This window comes from Williamsia maris, from assembly GCF_024171815.1.
GTDB lineage: Bacteria > Actinomycetota > Actinomycetes > Mycobacteriales > Mycobacteriaceae > Williamsia_A > Williamsia_A maris.
In genome coordinates, this window is sequence record NZ_JAMTCJ010000001.1 from 762,520 (window position 1) to 779,734 (window position 17,215).

Consider the following 17,215-nt stretch of genomic DNA (forward strand, 5'->3'; position numbering starts at 1 on the left):
AGATAAGATCACCCCGATGAGTTCTGACGATCGTCCCGGCACGGGCGCCGGCCCCGAGCGTCACGTGGGTCTGGCCCAGGACCTGGCCGGTCGCACGGACGAGCAACTCGTCGAACTGCTCCTCGCCCGCCCCGACCTCGCCACTCCCCCGCCGACGAGCACCGCGGTGCTCGCGCAGCGGGCGCTGGCCGGTCCGTCGATCAGTCTGGCCGCCGAGGACCTCGACCTGCTCGCCGCCGCGGTCATCGAGCAGGCGATCACCGCGACCACCGACGCCGCACACCGCACCATCCTCGCCCCGACGTCGGCGAAGGCCATCGTCTCCGCGCTCGACGGTCGGGCCGACAAGGACGAGATCCGTGAACGCATCGCACTGCTCCGCGGTCGCGCCCTGCTGTGGGGCCCCGATTCGGCCCTCGAGACCGGCTCGCACACACCGAGCGCGCTGTCGACGAGGGCGATGCACCTGGGCGGCCCGCTGTCGACGATGACCCTGTCCGAGATCGCCGACATCCTGGCCGGACTCAGCGAGCGCGAACGGGAACTGATCGAGACGCTGGCCACCGGTTCCGCATTGGGGCGCACCCGCGACGCCGCACCGGACGCCGACCCGGCCCGCCCTGTCCCGCACCTGATCTCACTCGGTTTGCTCGCCCGGGTGGACGACCAGACCGTCGAACTGCCACCGGTCCTCGGCCAGTTGCTGCGCGGCGAGAAGCCTGCCGAACCCCGCGACCTCCGTGCGCCGGCCCTCGTCCCGGCCGACACGACCCGCAAGTTCAAGGCCGCCGACGTCGAGGCCGCGGCCGGTGGTGAAGCGCTCGAACTACTGCGTCATCTCACCGACACCGTCGAGGTCCTCGGACGGTCCCCCGCGCTCGTGCTGCGCGCCGGCGGGCTCGGTGTCCGCGAGATGCGCCGACTGGCCAAGGCCACCGGGATCGACATCGTCCGACAGGGTTTCGTCATCGAACTGCTCGCGGGAGCCCGTCTGATCGACAACGGGTTCCCCGACCCGCCGATCGACAGCGGCGAGACCGCCTGGACACCGACCGTCACCGCCGACCAATGGCTGCACCAGCCACCCGAGCGCCGGTGGTACGCCATCGCCGACGCGTGGATGACGTTGCCGCGCAGGCCGTGGCAGATCGGTGAGGACAGCGCCGAGGGGTCGGCGATCCCGTCGTTGGCGGGCGACCTCTACGACGTCCAGGCCCCGGTCGAGCGCCGGATGCTGCTGAACGCGTTGGCCACCGGCACCCCCGGCGTGTCGGTCGACGTCGACTCCCTGGCCCGTCTGATCGGGTGGCGACACCCGCGGTGGCAGCGGCGGATGTCGCGTCGTCTCATCGACGCCACCCTCGACGAGGCACAGTCATTGGGACTCGTCGCGCACGGCGCCCTCACCGCGGCGGGACGGGCCATACTGGCCGACCCGGCCACGCAGAACGGCGATCCCGAGAAGGCGGTGTCGACGATCATGGGGCGCGCGCTGCCCGACCCGATCGACTTCTTCCTCACCCAGGCCGACCTCACCGTGACCGCACCCGGGCCGTTGACCCCCGAGCTGTCCGCCGAGCTGGCCCTGGTCGCCGACCTGGAATCCGGTGGCGCGGCGTCGGTCTACCGGGTCACCGACTCCACGGTGCGTCGCGCACTGGACACCGGCCGCACCGGCACCGAACTCACCGGGTTCTTCACCGCGCACTCGAAAACCCCGGTGCCCCAGTCACTCGAGTACCTCATCGACGACGTCGCCCGCAGGCACGGGCAGCTCCGCGTCGGCGTCGCGTCGGCGTTCATCCGATGCGAGGACCCGACGACGCTCGCCGCCGTGCTCGCCTCGCCGGTCTCGGAGACCCTTGCGCTGCGTGCGCTGGCCCCCACCGTGGCGATCTCCCAGGCATCGCTGAAGACGGTCCTCGACGAACTCCGCGCGGCCGGGTTCGCGCCGGCCGGCGAGGACAGCTCCGGCGATCTGGTCGATCTGCGCGAGCGCGGTGCCCGGGTCCCGGCCCTGCGCGCGGTGCGTCGCTCGCCGCGCCGACCGGTCGCGAGCCCCGAGCAGATGACGACCGTCGTGGCCCGGATGCGTACCCAGGACGCCGCCGTCTCCGCCGTGCCGTCGGGATCGGCGGGCAACTCCGTCCGCGCCGGCGGTGGCGAACCGGCGACCGCGCTGCTCCAGCTCGCCATGCGCGTGGGCCGCAAGGTCCGCATCGGCTACGTCGACGCACATGGTTCGGCCAGCCGCCACATCGTCGTCCCCCGGCTCGTCGGCGCAGGTCAGCTCGTCGTGACCGAGGACGACGGCCTCTCCGATCAGCACTACGCCCTGCATCGGATCACGTCGGTGGAGCTGATCGAGGACTAGCCCGCGGGCGCTCGCGACACCTTCTGCGAAAACCGTGGACAATGGATCGGTGACCGAAGGCCCATTGATCGTCCAGTCCGACAAGACCCTGCTCCTCGAGGTCGACCACCCGCGCGCCGCCGAGGCGCGTGCGGCCATCGCCCCGTTCGCCGAACTCGAACGCGCCCCCGAACACGTGCACACCTACCGGGTGACGCCACTCGCGCTGTGGAACGCCCGCGCCGCAGGACACGACGCCGAGCAGGTCGTGGACGCGCTGGTCAGCTTCTCCCGGTACGCGGTGCCTCAGCCCCTGCTCATGGACATCGTCGACACCATGGGCCGGTTCGGTCGACTCCAGCTGGTGAAGAGCCCGGTCCACGGACTCATCCTGGTCAGTTACGACCGGGCGGTGCTCGAGGAGGTGATGCGCCACAAGAAGATCGCTCCGATGCTCGGCGCCCGCATCGATGACGACACGATCATCGTCCACTCCTCCGAGCGTGGTCACATCAAGCAGATCCTGCTCAAGATCGGCTGGCCCGCCGAAGACCTCGCGGGCTACGTCGACGGTGAGGCCCACCCGATCGAGTTGGCCGAGACCGACTGGGAGCTGCGCGATTACCAGCAGATGGCTGCCGACTCGTTCTGGGCCGGCGGCTCGGGTGTCGTCGTACTCCCCTGCGGTGCGGGCAAGACGATGGTCGGCGCCGCGGCGATGGCCAAAGCCGGTGCCACCACCCTGATCCTGGTCACCAACACCGTCGCAGGCCGGCAGTGGAAACGCGAGTTGGTCGCGCGCACCTCGCTGACCGAGGAGGAGATCGGCGAGTACTCCGGTGAGCGCAAGGAGATCCGTCCGGTCACCATCGCCACCTATCAGGTGATGACGCGCCGGTCCAAGGGCGAGTACCGCAACCTCGAGCTGTTCGACTCCCGCGACTGGGGGCTGATCATCTACGACGAGGTCCACCTGCTGCCCGCTCCCGTGTTCCGGATGACCGCCGACCTGCAGTCGCGTCGCCGCCTCGGCCTCACCGCCACGCTCGTGCGCGAGGACGGGCGCGAGGGCGACGTGTTCAGCCTCATCGGGCCGAAACGCTATGACGCACCGTGGAAGGACATCGAGGCGCAGGGCTGGATCGCGCCCGCCGACTGCATCGAGGTGCGGGTGACCCTGACCGACGAGGAGCGGCTGCAGTACGCCGTCGCCGAGCCGGAGGAGAAGTACAAGCTCTGCTCGACCGCACACACCAAGGTCAACGTGGTGAAGTCCATCCTCGCGCGCCACGAGGGGTCCCCGACGCTGGTGATCGGCGCCTACATCGACCAGCTCGAGGAACTCGGGGAGGCGTTGGGCGCCCCGGTGATCCAGGGGTCGACGAAGAACAAGGACCGCGAGATCCTCTTCGAGCAGTTCCGACGCGGCGAGGTCTCGACGCTGGTGGTCTCGAAGGTGGCGAACTTCTCCATCGACCTCCCCGAGGCGTCGGTCGCCGTGCAGGTGTCTGGAACGTTCGGCTCACGCCAGGAGGAGGCCCAGCGACTGGGTCGTCTGCTGCGCCCGAAGAAGGACGGCGGACAGGCACACTTCTACTCGGTGGTCTCCCGCGACACCCTCGACGCCGACTACGCCGCGCACCGACAGCGCTTCCTCGCCGAGCAGGGCTACGCCTACCGGATCACCGACGCCGACGACCTGCTCGGACCGGCGATCGGCTGATCCGCCAGGGTCACTGCGCGGCTGCCTGCAGGCAGTAGTCGACCCGGTCGGGTGTGTCGAACTCGAAGATCTTCCCGGTCGGGCAATCAGCGGGTGCCAGTGACGGCGCCTTCGTGACGACCTTGATGATCACCGACGTCGAGGTCGACGTCGGTGGCGTGGCCGTCGCACAGTCGGCATCCTTGACCGACGACACCGGCGCGTCATTCCCGGCCGGGAACACATAGCACTGGCCGACACGGAGATTCGGTGCGATGCACAGTTTCCCGAAGTCCTCCGAGGTCACCTCGGCGGAGTTGGCCACGGTGCACGGCAGTGACTCGATCGCGAGCTTCTGGGCCACGACGAACGTGAACGACTTGTCACTGCAGCTCGCCTTTTTCGGGGTCAGGTCGGCGTTGTCACCCGAGACCGTGATGCAGTCGCCCACCGACACGTCCCTGCCGCTGGTGACCACGTCGCCCTTGAGCACCTCGCGGGCTCCGGCGAGGAGCACCGCGAGAACGATGACCGCACCGACGATGATCCAGACGATCCGCTTGCTCGACCGCCGCGGCGCAGGCGGCGGCGGCCCACCGAAGGCCGGGTAGGGATTCGGTCCGAAACCACCCGGGCCGGGTGCCGGATAGCCCGCAGGTGGCGGACCGTAACCAGGAGGCGGCGGTCCGTACCCGGGCGGCGGGCCATATCCCGGAGGTGGTCCATACCCCGGTGGCGGCGGGCCATATCCGGGAGGCGGTCCATACCCCGGTGGTGGCGGGCCATATCCGGGAGGCGGTCCGTATCCCGGCGGCGGGTACTGCGGCCCGTTCTGATCTGGACGGTTCTCGGGCCCCACCATGGTCGCACTCCGCTCTCGTCGGCCGTTCGGCGTCGGATCACGGTAGCGGACACCGTCGGTCACTGCGTGGGGACCACCTCGGCGCAGTAGCTCAGCGGCTTCGGCAGGTCGAACGCCAATGTCTGCCCGGAGCACGATGACACATCGGTCGAGTCGGTGCGGTCGGTCACCCGCACCACCTCGGCACCGGCGGACGGATCGGGCGATGAACAGTCGACGATCTTGAAGTCGGAGAACGAGCCGTTTGACGACGGGAACTGATAGCACTTGCCGACCGTGAGATTCGGTACGAGGCAGAGCTTTCCCTTGTCTGTCTGTGTCAACGACGAGTACTTCCGGTCCTGGCACGAATCGGTGGTGTTCTCGAGTTTCTGGGCGACGATGAAGGTGAAGGCACTCGAGTCACACGGCGTCGACTTCGGTTGCGCATCCCCCCTTTCCTCGGTGACAGAGATGCAGTCCCCGACGGACGCGTCGTCGATGTCGTTGATGTTGTCCTTGGTGGCGATGACCGCGACGACGACGATCGCGATGATCAGGACGACGATCACCCCGAGCGCGATGAACAGCAGCTTCTTGCGGGAGCGTTTCGGCGGCGCACCATAGGCGCCCGGAACCCCGGTGGCGTAGGCAGGTATCCCGCCGGGTCCACCCGGCGGCGGGAACTGTTGTCCACCCGGCGGCGGGTAAGACGGCTGACCACCCTGCGGGGGATACGACGGAGGTTGTCCGCCGGGCGGCGGGTACGCGGGCTGTCCACCGGGCGGTGGGTACTGCGGAGGTTGTCCACCGGGCGGCGGATACGACGGAGGTTGTCCACCCGGCGGTGGGTACTGCGGAGGCTGGCCACCCGGCGGCGGATACTGCGGGCCATCCTGCTGTGCGGGATCGTCGGGGGATGTCATCGGTGTTCTCCGCTCGATAGGAACCGATACAACGCGCGAAGATTACCGCGCAAATCGCCCGGCGGCGACAGTTATCGCAGGTTGAGGGCGCGCAAGTTTCTCAGGCGGGGATGTCGGAGGCGGGTGCGTAGCAGTAGCCGACGGGCCGGGGTAGCGCGAACGACACCGAGGCCTCGGACGCGGCGCACTCCGGATCCGCGGTGCCGTCGAGCCGTTTGGTGATCTCCAGGATCGGGTGGTCGCTGTCCGAAGACGGCGTGGCACAGCCTCGTTCACGGTAGGTGGCGTCCGGGTCCGACGCCCGTGGCACCTCGTAACAGTGGCCCGCACGCCAATTCGGAGCGAGGCAGAGGACGCCGCCGCCCTCGAACGAGATGCGCGAGTAGTCGTTGGTCGCGCAGCGGACTCCGGACTGAGACGACCTCGACGCGACGTAGAACGTGAACTCGTCGGAGTCGCAGTCGGCCGTCCTCGCCTTCACGGTCGCCTCGCCTGTCGTGGTGACGCGAACGCAGTCACCGGCCGAGACGTCGGTCGCGTCGGTCACGATGGTGCGTGCGGTGAACGCGAAGACGACGGCGATGGCCACGGCCAGCGCAACGATGACGGCCAGCGCGACGAGCGGAGCGCGGAACGGGTGGCTCCGCCGTGCGGGCAGAGAACCGCCCGGCGGCGGTCCGGGCGGGTACGGATTCGGCGGATAGGTCATCGGTTTCGACAGTATCGAAAGAGCCGAGGTGACGCCCCGGGTGGTCCCGCCGGTGTGACAGCCTGGAACCCATGCGCACCGTCACGCGACTGGCTCCGTTCGCCACCACGATCTTCGCCGAGATGTCCCAGCTGGCCGCCACGCACGACGCCATCAACCTCGGTCAGGGGTTCCCCGACACCGACGGGCCGCAGGCGATGCTCGACGCGGCACGTGCCGCCATCGCCGAGGGCAACAACCAGTACCCACCCGGACCCGGCATCCCCGCGCTACGGCAGGCCGTCGCCGATCACCAACTCCGTTGCTATGGAATCGAATACGATCCCGCCTCCGAGATCCTCATCACCGTCGGCGCGACCGAGGCGATCGCCGGGTCACTCGTGGGACTCGTCGAGACCGGCGACGAGGTGGTGATGATCGAGCCGTACTACGACGCCTACGCCGCCGCGACCGCGATGGCCGGCGGTGTCCGACGCACCGTCCCGCTCGTCGCCGACGGCGACGGGTTCTCCCTCGACCGTGACGCGCTGGCGAGCACGATCACCGACGCCACGCGCGTCCTCATCGTCAACAGCCCACACAACCCGACCGGCACGGTGCTCGGCGACGAGGACCTGCGTGCCATCGCCCAGACCTGCATCGAGCACGACGTCATCGTGATCAGCGACGAGGTCTATGAGCACCTCGTCTTCGACGGTCGCACCCACACCACGATCGCCGCACTCCCAGGGATGCGTGAGCGCACCCTGCGGATCTCCAGTGCAGCAAAGACGTTCAACGTGACCGGCTGGAAGGTCGGGTGGGTCAGCGGGCCCGCCGACCTCGTCGCGGCCGCCCGCACCGCCAAACAGTTCATGTCCTACGTCGGCAGTGGGCCGTTCCAGCCTGCCATCGCCGTTGCCCTGAACACCGAGATGGACTGGGTGCGCGACTCCTGCGCCGCGCTGTCGGCCAAGCGAGACCTGATCTCCGGGGCCCTGCGCGACGTGGGCTTCGGGGTACACCGCACCGAGGGCACGTTCTTCGTCTGCGCTGACCCGCGGCCGCTCGGGTACACCGACGGCGAGGAGTTCTGCCGCGACCTGCCCGCGCGGGTCGGTGTGGCCGCGGTCCCGGTCAGCGCCTTCGTCGATCACCCCGAGCCGTGGGCACATCTCGTCCGGTTCGCCTTCGCCAAGCGCGACGAGGTCCTGCTCGAGGGGGCCGAACGACTGCGACGCCTGCAGGCCTGACCCGACGACGGCCCAACCGGGAGACACGACGGCGCAACTGCGGGTGACGCACAACTGCTCGCACAGGTGTTCGATCGCCGCTACAGTGAAGTGATGAACGCGGTCGGCCTGCAGGGATCTCTGTTCGACGAGGGTGTCGAGGCACCCGACCTCGGCGAGCTGGGTCCACGGGTCCGGCGCCGCGTCCTGACCATGGGCGCCTGGGTCGACGTCCGGCCCGGCTGGATCGCCGGCACCGACCCACTGTTCTCCCACCTGCGCGACGAGGTGCCCTGGCGCTCGGAACGCCGACAGATGTACGACCGCGTGGTCGACGTCCCCCGCCTGGTCCGCAACTATCAAGCCGACGCGGCGTTCCCCCACCCGATCCTGACCGAGGCCCGCGACGCTCTCAGCGACCACTATCGCCCCGAGCTGCCGGAGGGTTTCGCCACGGCAGGCCTGTGCTTCTACCGGGACGGTTCCGACAGCGTCGCGTGGCACGGCGACAACATCGGCCGTGGCAGCACCGAGGACACCATGGTGGCCATAATCTCGCTCGGCGCGCCACGTGCGTTGATGCTGCGTCCACGTGGCGGCGGAGCATCACTCAAGTTCGTGCTCGCGCAGGGCGACCTGCTCGTCATGGGCGGGAGTTGCCAGCGCACGTGGGAACACGCGGTGCCGAAAGCCGCCGGCGTCGGACCGCGGATGAGCGTGCAGTTCCGACCCCACGGGGTCTGGTGACGACACCTGCTCAGGTGCCCGAGAACGCGGGCGCGAAGATCTCCTCGATCGTCCACCGGCGCGACGAGAGCCCCTGTTCGTGGTGGTACCTCAGGTAGGTGTCGATGGCGTGCCGGTTGTCGGCGATGCCGTACGGCCACCAGTCGTCGTCGAAGCAGGACAGGTTGCGCTCGATGAGGGCGTTCATCCACGGGACCATGGTCGTGACCTCATACAGCAGTCGATCGTGCCGATACTGTTGCATCCGAGCGTCTTTGGCCTCGACGAACGCACGGTAGACAGAGCGCACAGCTTCGGGGTGGGCGTCGAGAAAATCCCGCTCCACCACCACCGCGTGCATGATCGGGAAGATCCCGGTGCGTCGGTGGTAGTCGCGCTCGGCGGTCTCGTGGTCGACGAACAGCCGCCGGACGTTCGGCGATCCGTCGAGAACACACCTCGGGACGTTGGCGGTGAACAGTGCATCGATCTCTCCGGACTCGATCATCTGGTTCAACGTGGTGCCGTCCGGCGCCGGCGTCACGCGGACGCCGGACGGATGCGGGTGTGGGATGAAGTCGAACGGTGCCATCGGATGGTCGAGACCGCCGATGACCCATTCGTTGCGCTCCGGCGCGAACCCGTGGTCGTCGGACAGGATGCCCTTGGCCCACACCCCGGAATCCTGTCCGTAGGTTCCGAATTCGCCGATTCGCCTGCCGACGAGATCCTCCGGTCGCTCGATGCCGCTGTGCACGTTGACGAACACGCATGAGTGCCGGAAGACGCGGTTCGGGAAGACGGGCAGTGCGATGAACGGGCAGTCACCGGTGTCGAGCATGCGCAGGTAGAACGTCAGTCCGAGCTCGGCGACGGTGAACTCGCGGCGGCGCATCATCCGCTCGAAGATCTCGGGAAGAGTCGCGCCGGTGTGCATCGTCGCATCCACGCCGTCGACTGCGACGGATCCGTCGAACAGGGCGCGGGTGGTGTCGTAGCGGTAGCCGGCGATGTCGATCGCGGGTTCGGTCATCATGTCTCCTTCGTTGCTGCGGTGGACCTTTCACCCACCGATGGTTCCGTCATCCACACCTTGGGTCCACGACCTGATCGGCACTCGCGATACCGGATCGGTATCGTCGCTGCATGGAGCTGCGACTGCTGAGCTACTTCGTCGCGGTCGCCGACGAGGGGAACGTCGGACGGGCCGCAGCGCGACTGAACATGACGCAGCCACCACTGAGCCGGGCGATCCGTGCGTTGGAGACCGAACTCGGTGTCGTTCTGCTCGAGCGCACCAGCATCGGTGTCTCGCTCACCGCGGCCGGCGTGGCCCTGCGGGACGAGGCCCGAGCGCTGCTGGAGCAGTCGGAGCGACTCCGCGTCCGGGTGGCGGCCGCCGGCGGGGCCGCGGTGATCACCGTCGGCACGTTGGCCGACACCGCCGACCAGATCGGGAACCGGCTGGTGGGCACGTTTCGCGACCGACAACCGCACGTCGACGTCGTCGTCCACGAGACCGACCTGTCCGATCCGACGGCGGGACTACGCACCGGATCGGTCGATGTCGCCTTGACCCGGACCCCCTTCGATCGATCAGGGATCCGGGTACACGTCCTGCGGAGCGATCCCATCGGGGTCGTCATGCGGACCGACGACCACCTGGCACGTCGGGACTCCGTATCGCTGCCCGAGCTCGCCGACCGACGGTGGGTCCGCCTACCCGATGGGACGGACCCACTCTGGAGCGCGTATTGGTCGGGCATCGACACCCCCGACGGACCCGAGCTGCGGACGATCTCCGAGTGCGTCCAGTCGGTTCTGTGGAACGCGACGTCGGCGCTCGCCCCGATCCGACAGCGATTACCGCCCGGCTTACGGGTGGTACCGCTCACCGACCGCGAACCCAGCCATCTCGTCGTGGCGTGGCGTGCGACAGATCCGAACCCGCTGGTGCGAGCGTTCGTCCGGGTCGCCGCCGACAGCGACCGATGACGACCCTAGATGCCGTAGGTGACGCCGGTGAGTTTCTCCGAGGCGATCCAGAGCGCCTGCGCGACCCCCTCGTCGCGGGCCTTCGGCATCGCCTTGGTGAGAGTGGGGGCTCCGCGCATGCCGCCGAATCCGCTCGGACCGTAGAACGCACCCGACGCCGCGTCCGGCGAGGCGGCCGCGTACAGCTCCGGCAGCGCGCCGTCGGCCGCCGACTGCCCGACGAGGTTGGTGACCTTCATGATCCGGTCGTAGATCGACTGGGTGTGGGACTGCAGCCCGGTGGTCGCGTATCCGGGGTGGGCGACCATGGACGAGACAGCCGAGCCGGACCGCCCCAGCTTGCGGGCCAGCTCGAACCCGAACAGCAGGTTCGCGAGCTTGGACTGACCGTAGGCCGACCAGCGTTCGTATCGACGGTGGTCGTAGTTGAGGTCGTCGAGATCGATTTTGCCCAGGATGTGGGCGAACGACGACACGGTGACCACCCGGTCGGTGATCTTCGGCAGCAGCAGACCCGTGAGCGCGAAGTGTCCCAGGTGATTCGTCCCGAACTGCATCTCGAAACCGTCGGCGGTCCGCTTCTTCGGCACCGCCATCACGCCCGCGTTGTTGATGAGGACGTCGACGGTGTCGATGCCGTCGGCGAACCGGCGCACCGACGCGAGGTCGGCCAGGTCCAGTTCGGCGACCGAGGCGTTGGGGCCAATCGCGGAGGCCACCGGCTTCGCCTTGTCGACGGTGCGGCACGCGAGGATCACCGTCGCGCCCGCGGCCCCGAGGGCCTTCGCCGCCTGCTCACCGAGACCGCTGTTGGCGCCGGTGATGACCACCGTGCGGCCCTGCTGATCCGGGATGTCTTTACTCGACCAATTCGTCACCGCAACGATGCTACGCGGGGCACGTGAAGGCCCAGGTACCGTTTGCCCATGCCCGCCAGCCCGACGTTCGACGATGTCGCCGCGGCCGCCGACACCCTCGACGGTGTCGCCCACCGCACCCCGATCCACACCTCGCGGATCGTCGACGAGCAGGCCGGCATGTCGCTGTTCTTCAAGTGCGAGAACTTCCAACGCGTGGGCGCGTTCAAGTTTCGCGGCGCGTACAACGCGGTGAGCAGGCTGACCGCGGAGCAACGCCGGGCCGGCGTGGTGACCTTCTCGTCCGGCAACCACGCACAGGCACTGTCGTTGGCGGCTCGCCTGCACGACACCACGGCGACCATCGTCATGCCGCACGACGCTCCGGTTCCCAAGGTCGAGGCAACCCTGGGATACGGCGCGACGGTGGTCCGCTACGACCGCTACACCGAGGACCGCGAGGCCATCGCCACCGACATCGCGACCTCGCAGGGCCGTTCGGTGATCCCGCCCTACGACCATCCCCACGTGCTGGCCGGGCAGGGCACCGCGGCGGCCGAGTTGTTCACCGACGTGGCCGGTCTCGACGCACTGCTGGTCCCGCTCGGCGGTGGCGGGCTGCTCAGCGGTTCACTGCTCGCCGGCGTCGGACTCTCCCCCGACACCCAGGTCTTCGGTGTGGAACCCGCCACCGGCGACGACGGGGCGCAGTCGCTGCGGGCGGGCCAGATCATCCACATCGATCCGCCACGGACCATTGCCGACGGCGCCCAGACCACTCATCTGGGACGGCACACGTTCCCGATCATCGCCGAGCACGTCGCCGACATCCTCACCGCCACCGACGAGCAGCTGATCGCGGCGATGCACCTGGTGGCCACGCGCATGAAGCTCTTGATCGAACCGACGGCGGCCCTCGGGCTCGCCGCGGTGCTGGCGAACCGGGATCGCTTCGCCGGTCAGCGGGTCGGGCTGCTCATCTCGGGCGGCAACGTCGACCTCACGCGGTTCGTCTCTCCGACGCCGTAGATAATTCGCTTGACAAACGAAATAGAGGCTCGCTAGACAAAGGCCGTGATGAACAGCGATCACTCGTCGGTGTCGAGTGACGAACAGCAGGTCCCCGCGCGGTGGCCCTTGCCCGTGCGCATCGCGTTCCGGTTCTGCGTGCTGTACCTTGGCGCCTTCTGCCTCGTCATATCGCAGATCCTGCTCGCCTACACCGGCGTTCTCGCGCAGGTGATACCGGCGAACTGGCTGCAGTGGCAACTGATGGCGATCCAACCGCTGACCCGATGGTTCGGCCGCACCGTGTTCGACGTCGACGCCCGCTTCAACGCGATGTCCGGCAGCGGCGACCAGGCGGCGTTCTGGGTGCTGATCGGCTTCCTGCTGATCGCTGCCGTGGTGGGGACCGTCGTGTGGTCGGTCCTGGATCGCCGACGACCGGCATACCCTCGCGTGGCGGTGTGGTTCTCACTGTTCCTTCGACTCTGCCTGGGCGGGCAGATGCTCACCTACGGCTTCGCCAAACTCATTCCGACGCAGATGCCGTCGCCGTCGCTGGACTCCCTGGTGAGCCCCTTCGGCACCCTCACCCCCATGGCTGTGCTCTGGCTGCAGACGGGATCCTCGCATCCCTACGAGATGATCCTGGGCTCCGTGGAAGTCCTTGCCGGCGTTCTTCTCTTCATTCCGAGGACCGCCACCGCCGGCGCACTGCTCAGTCTGTTCAGCATGACGCAGGTCTTCCTGCTCAACATGACGTTCGACGTGCCGGTGAAGATTCTCTCGGCACACCTGCTGATGATCAGTGCATTTCTGCTCGCACCGCAGGCTCGTCGACTCGTCGGTGTCCTCCTGCTGGGACGGGCAAGCGCCCGGGAGTCCCGGCCCGGCCTGTTCGCCTCACGTCGCGCCGAACGCATCGCGCACGGGCTGCAGCTCGCACTGGGCGTCTGGGTCGTCATCGGCTGTGTCGTGATCGGTCTGGACACGTGGAACACCTACGGCGACGGCCGGGAGAAGCCACCGCACTACGGGATCTGGAACGTGGCGGAGTTCTCGATCGACGGCACGGCGCGTCCGCCCCTGACCACCGATCCCGTCCGCTGGCAACGGCTCATCGTCGATCATCCTGGTGTCGTGACCATCCAACGGATGGACGGCTCGCTGGTGGGCGCACCGGCCGACGTGCAACCCGATCACGTTGTGCTCGAGCAACCGACGACGAACTTCACCGTCGAGCCGCAGGGGCCCGACGCCATCCGACTGGACGGGACGTCGAACGGACGACGCATCACCATGACGCTGCGCCGTCAGGATCTCGACGCTCTCCCGTTACGCAGCACCGGGTTCCACTGGGTACAGGAGTCCCCCAACTTCGGTTGACGCGCCGACGCGATCAGCTCCGACGGCCCTTGAGCATGGCCAGCGGTAGGCGGATCAACCCGTCGACGATGTCGGACAGACTCGACGCGTCGACCTTCTCGTCGTCCTCGACCGGTGCGAACAGCTCGGTCTGTGCCGCGCGGCCCCGCAGGGCGACGGTGCCCAGCGACACCCAGTTCCACACCTCGGCGGTGTCGTCGGGCAGGCCCTCGAGGTCGGTGTCGTCGCCGTCGAGGTCGGTGTCGTGGCCCCACGCCGACTGCTCGTAGCTGTCGGATTCGTCGTCGCCCGTCGTGCTGGCCGCGATGGCGGCTCCGCTGGCGAGGACGTTCGAACGTGCGGTCTTGGCGATCTCGGCCAGGCGTGCGCACTCGTTCACCGGGTCGCCGATGACCGTGTACTCGTATCGGGTCTCGGCACCGATGTTGCCCGCGAAGACCGGTCCGGCCGAGGTGCCGATGCCGCAGCGCAGCGGGTGCAGCGCCTCGAGCTCGGGCCCCAGTTCGCGGGCGGCCCGCAGTGCCGCGCCCGCGGGGTCGGCGAGCGGGGTGGGGGCGCCGAACACGGCCAGCGCGGCGTCGCCCTCGAACTTGTTGATGAAGCCGCCGTGGCGCGCCACGACCTCGGCGACGATCGTGAAGAAGCGGTTGAGCATCTTCGCGACGGTCTCGGGATCGGTCGACTCGGCGAACCGGGTGGAGCCCTCGATGTCGACGAAGAGGACACCGACGTCGGTGTTCACGCCGTGCATCCCGGACTCGCGACGCATCGCCTGATCGGCGACCTCGCTGCCGACGTGCCGGGCGAAGAGGTCCCGCATCCGCTCACGCTCGCCGAGACCGTCGACCATCTCGTTGAAGCCGTGTTGCAGGATGCCGAGCTCCGAGGAGTCGTAGACGTCGACCTTGGCGCCGTACTCACCGACACTGAGCTTCTCGACCGCGCGACGCATCCCGCGCAGCGGGTCGGTGATGGACTTGGAGATCAGCGCAATGGCGCGGGCGCCGCTGAGCAGGCAGACCGATGCGAGCACGACCGTCGGGACGTCCAGGGCGGTGCTGCTGGTGGGCAGCCAGCCGACGGCGCGGCCGATGTTCATCATCAGCATGCCGATCAGGGGCACGCCGCTGCAGACGATCCAGAGGACGATCATCCGCTCGCGGACACCGAGCATCGGCCGTCGCGGCGGGGCGTCGCGCATCGCGGCGGCGACCACGGGGCGCCCGGCCCGCTCGAGGACCATGTAGGTGACGCAGCCCGACGAGGCACCCGCAAGGGTGAAGGCGCTGGCGACGACGATCAGCTTGATCAGGCCGACGTCGTAACCGATCGCGATGTAGACGAGAACGCCCGCGGCCCAGCCGAAGGCGGTGGCGAGGACACCGAGCATCGGCAGCTTCTGCACGGATCGTCGGCGGTCGGCGTCGGCGGGCTTCCCGCTGACGAACCAGCGGATCTGCGGCATGAGGAGGAAGAGGCCGGCGATCAGATCGACGACCACCCCGACGAGCAGCGCGGCGATGATCGCCGCGATGTTCTGGCCGCCGGTGCCGGGCTGGGCGGTGAGGTCGCCACCGGTGGTCACCAGCGCGACGAGGAAGACGGTCTCGATGCCGACGATCACGTTGGTCACGATGATGCCGACGGTGGCCACCGTGATCAGACGTCGCGCGGCGGATCGACGCTCGGTCACGTCGATGGTCGACCAGTCACGGCCGGCGTACTGATAGTCACCCGCGACCGACTGGAGAAGGTCGAAGCCGGGCAGGCGGGAGGGGCGGAGCAGGCGCTCACGCGGGGTCCGGCCCCCGAACTTCCGCACGTTTGCGGTTGCCCGTCGATTCATCTCGGTCACCCACAATCCCCTGCTCGACGGCGTCGCGTTCGCCCTGATGGCGCTTTCGATGACACCCCGTGGGCTGCTAACGCAATACCTGTTGCGCAAATCCTACATAACGCAACACCACTTGCGTTAGGCTCAGCCGCGTGTCCACCCCCTCCGCATCCCACAAACGCGGGAAGGCAGTTCGTGACGGGGTTCTCGCCGCAGCGGTGAATGAGCTGCTCAACACTGGTTTCGACGGTGTGACGATCGCCTCGGTGGCCGAGGCCGCCGGAGTGCATGTGACATCCGTCTACCGACGGTGGCGGACCAAGGAACAGCTCATCACCGACGCCCTGCTGAACCACATCGACCCCGCGATCGAGATCCCGGACACCGGAGACCTGCGACGCGACCTCGTCGAGCTGACGAGCAACCTGCACGAGTCGCTGTCGTCTCCGCAGAGCAAGGCGATGCTGCGGCTGGCGAGCATGCCGCTGGAGATCGACCGCCTCGAGGAGGCCCGCAGACGGGTTCTCGACGCCCGCATGGACGCGATGGGCGTCGTTCTCGACCGGGCCGTGGAGCGTGGCGAGATAGACGCCGCGGTCGACCGACGTCTGGCCCTGGAATTCCTGCACGCGCCGATCTACACGCGCGTGCTGTTGACGCGCGATCAGGTCGACGAGGCCTATATCGGTGGCCTCGTCGACCTGTTGCTCGACGGTGTACGCGCGCACTGACCCATCAGATCAGCGTCGCGCCCAGAACTGCGCGAGCGCAAGGCGATACGCCTCTTCCTGCACGCATCGGCGGTTCTCGCGACGGAGCCGTACCTGCTCTCGCCGGGCCGCCTGCGACTCGACCGGAGTGTCGCGCCTCCGTCGCAACCGCGTCAGCGAGGCTCCCGCACCCAGGGTCCAGGCGATGGTCGAGGTGGTCATGGCTTTCCTCCAATCAGTGAGTGTGCGAACTGCTTTCACCGATGAAGGTAGAGAACCTACCCCTGCCCTGTCGCCTGATTTATTGCCCTGGAAAACAATTGGCGCGGCCACCCTCGCGAGTGCGAGGATGGCCGCGCCAGAGTGCGCCTGCGGGTGCGGATCAGGCCTTGTTCGCCTCGATCTCGAGGACGATCTTGATCTTGTCGCCGACGACGGTTCCGCCGGTCTCCAGCGGCATGTCGATGTCGATGCCGAAGTCCTTGCGGTTCAGCTCGATCGAGGCCTCGAAGCCGGCGACCTCGCCCTGGCCCATGCCCGGGTTGACGCCGTTGAACTCGAGGTCCAGATCAACGGTCTTGGTGACGCCCTTGAGGGTGAAGTCACCGGTGAGGATGTAGTCGCCGCCCTTCTTCGCGACCGACTTCGAGGTGAAGGTGGCGGTGGGGTGCTTCTCGGCGTCGAAGAAGTCGCCCGACTTGATGTGGCCGTCACGCTGCTCGTTGTTGGTGTTGATCGACGTGACGTCGATCTCGGCGGTCACCGAGGGGGTGCCGTCCTCGGCGATGGTGATCGCGCCGGAGAAGGTGTCGAAGGTGCCGCGGACCTTGCTCACCATGAGGTGGCGGACCGAGAACGAGATCGCGGAGTGCACCGGATCGATGGTCCAGGTGCCTGCGGACAGTTCGGTGGTGGTGATGGTGTCGGCCATGGGGGTTCTCCTACGGGTTTGGCGGGCGA

Annotated in this window: 16 protein-coding genes; 8 read left to right on the forward strand and 8 right to left on the reverse strand. The window is 68.2% G+C overall.

What is annotated here, in order from left to right; translation table 11 throughout:
• Positions 1–16: 16 nt before the first annotated feature.
• Together LX13_RS03570 and LX13_RS03575 are read left to right on the forward strand one after the other, a co-directional pair.
• Positions 17–2,374 (forward strand): helicase-associated domain-containing protein, encoded by a 2,358-nt coding sequence (locus LX13_RS03570; protein WP_253659909.1) that lies wholly within the window; start codon positions 17–19, stop codon positions 2,372–2,374.
• 49 nt (positions 2,375–2,423) lie between these two features.
• Positions 2,424–4,076, forward strand: coding sequence for a DNA repair helicase XPB (locus LX13_RS03575; protein WP_253659910.1), 1,653 nt, complete (start codon positions 2,424–2,426; stop codon positions 4,074–4,076).
• A gap of 10 nt (positions 4,077–4,086) precedes the next feature.
• Here LX13_RS03575 and LX13_RS03580 read toward each other — a convergent pair whose 3' ends face one another.
• The 3 genes from LX13_RS03580 to LX13_RS03590 form a co-directional block, all read right to left on the reverse strand.
• Complete coding sequence (locus tag LX13_RS03580; RefSeq protein WP_253659911.1) at positions 4,087–4,572, reverse strand: hypothetical protein; 486 nt, start codon at positions 4,570–4,572, stop codon at positions 4,087–4,089.
• Positions 4,573–4,976: 404 nt separating this feature from the next.
• Positions 4,977–5,822 (reverse strand): LppU/SCO3897 family protein, encoded by an 846-nt coding sequence (locus LX13_RS03585; RefSeq protein ID WP_253659912.1) that lies wholly within the window; start codon positions 5,820–5,822, stop codon positions 4,977–4,979.
• A gap of 100 nt (positions 5,823–5,922) precedes the next feature.
• Positions 5,923–6,531 (reverse strand): LppU/SCO3897 family protein, encoded by a 609-nt coding sequence (locus LX13_RS03590; protein WP_253659913.1) that lies wholly within the window; start codon positions 6,529–6,531, stop codon positions 5,923–5,925.
• A 71-nt stretch (positions 6,532–6,602) separates the two neighbouring features.
• On the opposite strand from LX13_RS03590, the gene LX13_RS03595 reads away from it, so the two are divergent.
• Together LX13_RS03595 and LX13_RS03600 are read left to right on the forward strand one after the other, a co-directional pair.
• A complete protein-coding gene (locus LX13_RS03595) occupies positions 6,603–7,763 on the forward strand; it encodes a pyridoxal phosphate-dependent aminotransferase (protein ID WP_253659914.1) in 1,161 nt (386 codons plus the stop codon).
• 93 nt (positions 7,764–7,856) lie between these two features.
• Positions 7,857–8,489 (forward strand): alpha-ketoglutarate-dependent dioxygenase AlkB, encoded by a 633-nt coding sequence (locus LX13_RS03600; protein ID WP_253659915.1) that lies wholly within the window; start codon positions 7,857–7,859, stop codon positions 8,487–8,489.
• A gap of 10 nt (positions 8,490–8,499) precedes the next feature.
• On the opposite strand, the gene LX13_RS03605 is transcribed toward LX13_RS03600, so the two are convergent.
• Positions 8,500–9,501, reverse strand: coding sequence for a type 2 periplasmic-binding domain-containing protein (locus LX13_RS03605; RefSeq protein ID WP_253659916.1), 1,002 nt, complete (start codon positions 9,499–9,501; stop codon positions 8,500–8,502).
• A gap of 113 nt (positions 9,502–9,614) precedes the next feature.
• Between LX13_RS03605 and LX13_RS03610 the strand changes: the two genes are divergently transcribed.
• The gene (locus LX13_RS03610) at positions 9,615–10,463 is read left to right on the forward strand and encodes a LysR family transcriptional regulator (RefSeq protein WP_253659917.1); all 849 of its coding nucleotides are present in this window, start codon (positions 9,615–9,617) and stop codon (positions 10,461–10,463) included.
• Between the two features lie 5 nt (positions 10,464–10,468).
• On the opposite strand, the gene LX13_RS03615 is transcribed toward LX13_RS03610, so the two are convergent.
• Positions 10,469–11,341, reverse strand: a complete 873-nt coding sequence (locus tag LX13_RS03615) for an oxidoreductase (protein ID WP_253659918.1) — start codon at positions 11,339–11,341, stop codon at positions 10,469–10,471.
• Between the two features lie 48 nt (positions 11,342–11,389).
• Between LX13_RS03615 and LX13_RS03620 the strand changes: the two genes are divergently transcribed.
• Both LX13_RS03620 and LX13_RS03625 read left to right on the forward strand, forming a co-directional pair.
• Positions 11,390–12,349, forward strand: a complete 960-nt coding sequence (locus LX13_RS03620; protein WP_253659919.1) for a threo-3-hydroxy-L-aspartate ammonia-lyase — start codon at positions 11,390–11,392, stop codon at positions 12,347–12,349.
• Between the two features lie 48 nt (positions 12,350–12,397).
• Complete coding sequence (locus LX13_RS03625; protein WP_253660562.1) at positions 12,398–13,711, forward strand: DoxX family protein; 1,314 nt, start codon at positions 12,398–12,400, stop codon at positions 13,709–13,711.
• A gap of 13 nt (positions 13,712–13,724) precedes the next feature.
• Here the strand turns inward: LX13_RS03625 and LX13_RS03630 are convergent, their stop codons facing one another.
• A complete protein-coding gene (locus tag LX13_RS03630; RefSeq protein ID WP_253660563.1) occupies positions 13,725–15,557 on the reverse strand; it encodes an adenylate/guanylate cyclase domain-containing protein in 1,833 nt (610 codons plus the stop codon).
• A 140-nt stretch (positions 15,558–15,697) separates the two neighbouring features.
• On the opposite strand from LX13_RS03630, the gene LX13_RS03635 reads away from it, so the two are divergent.
• Positions 15,698–16,276: a TetR/AcrR family transcriptional regulator gene (locus tag LX13_RS03635; RefSeq protein ID WP_253659920.1), complete on the forward strand. Its 579-nt coding sequence runs from the start codon at positions 15,698–15,700 to the stop codon at positions 16,274–16,276.
• Positions 16,277–16,285: 9 nt separating this feature from the next.
• Here the strand turns inward: LX13_RS03635 and LX13_RS03640 are convergent, their stop codons facing one another.
• Complete coding sequence (locus LX13_RS03640; RefSeq protein ID WP_253659921.1) at positions 16,286–16,477, reverse strand: hypothetical protein; 192 nt, start codon at positions 16,475–16,477, stop codon at positions 16,286–16,288.
• A gap of 160 nt (positions 16,478–16,637) precedes the next feature.
• Positions 16,638–17,186 (reverse strand): YceI family protein, encoded by a 549-nt coding sequence (locus tag LX13_RS03645; RefSeq protein ID WP_253659922.1) that lies wholly within the window; start codon positions 17,184–17,186, stop codon positions 16,638–16,640.
• Positions 17,187–17,215 lie beyond the last annotated feature (29 nt).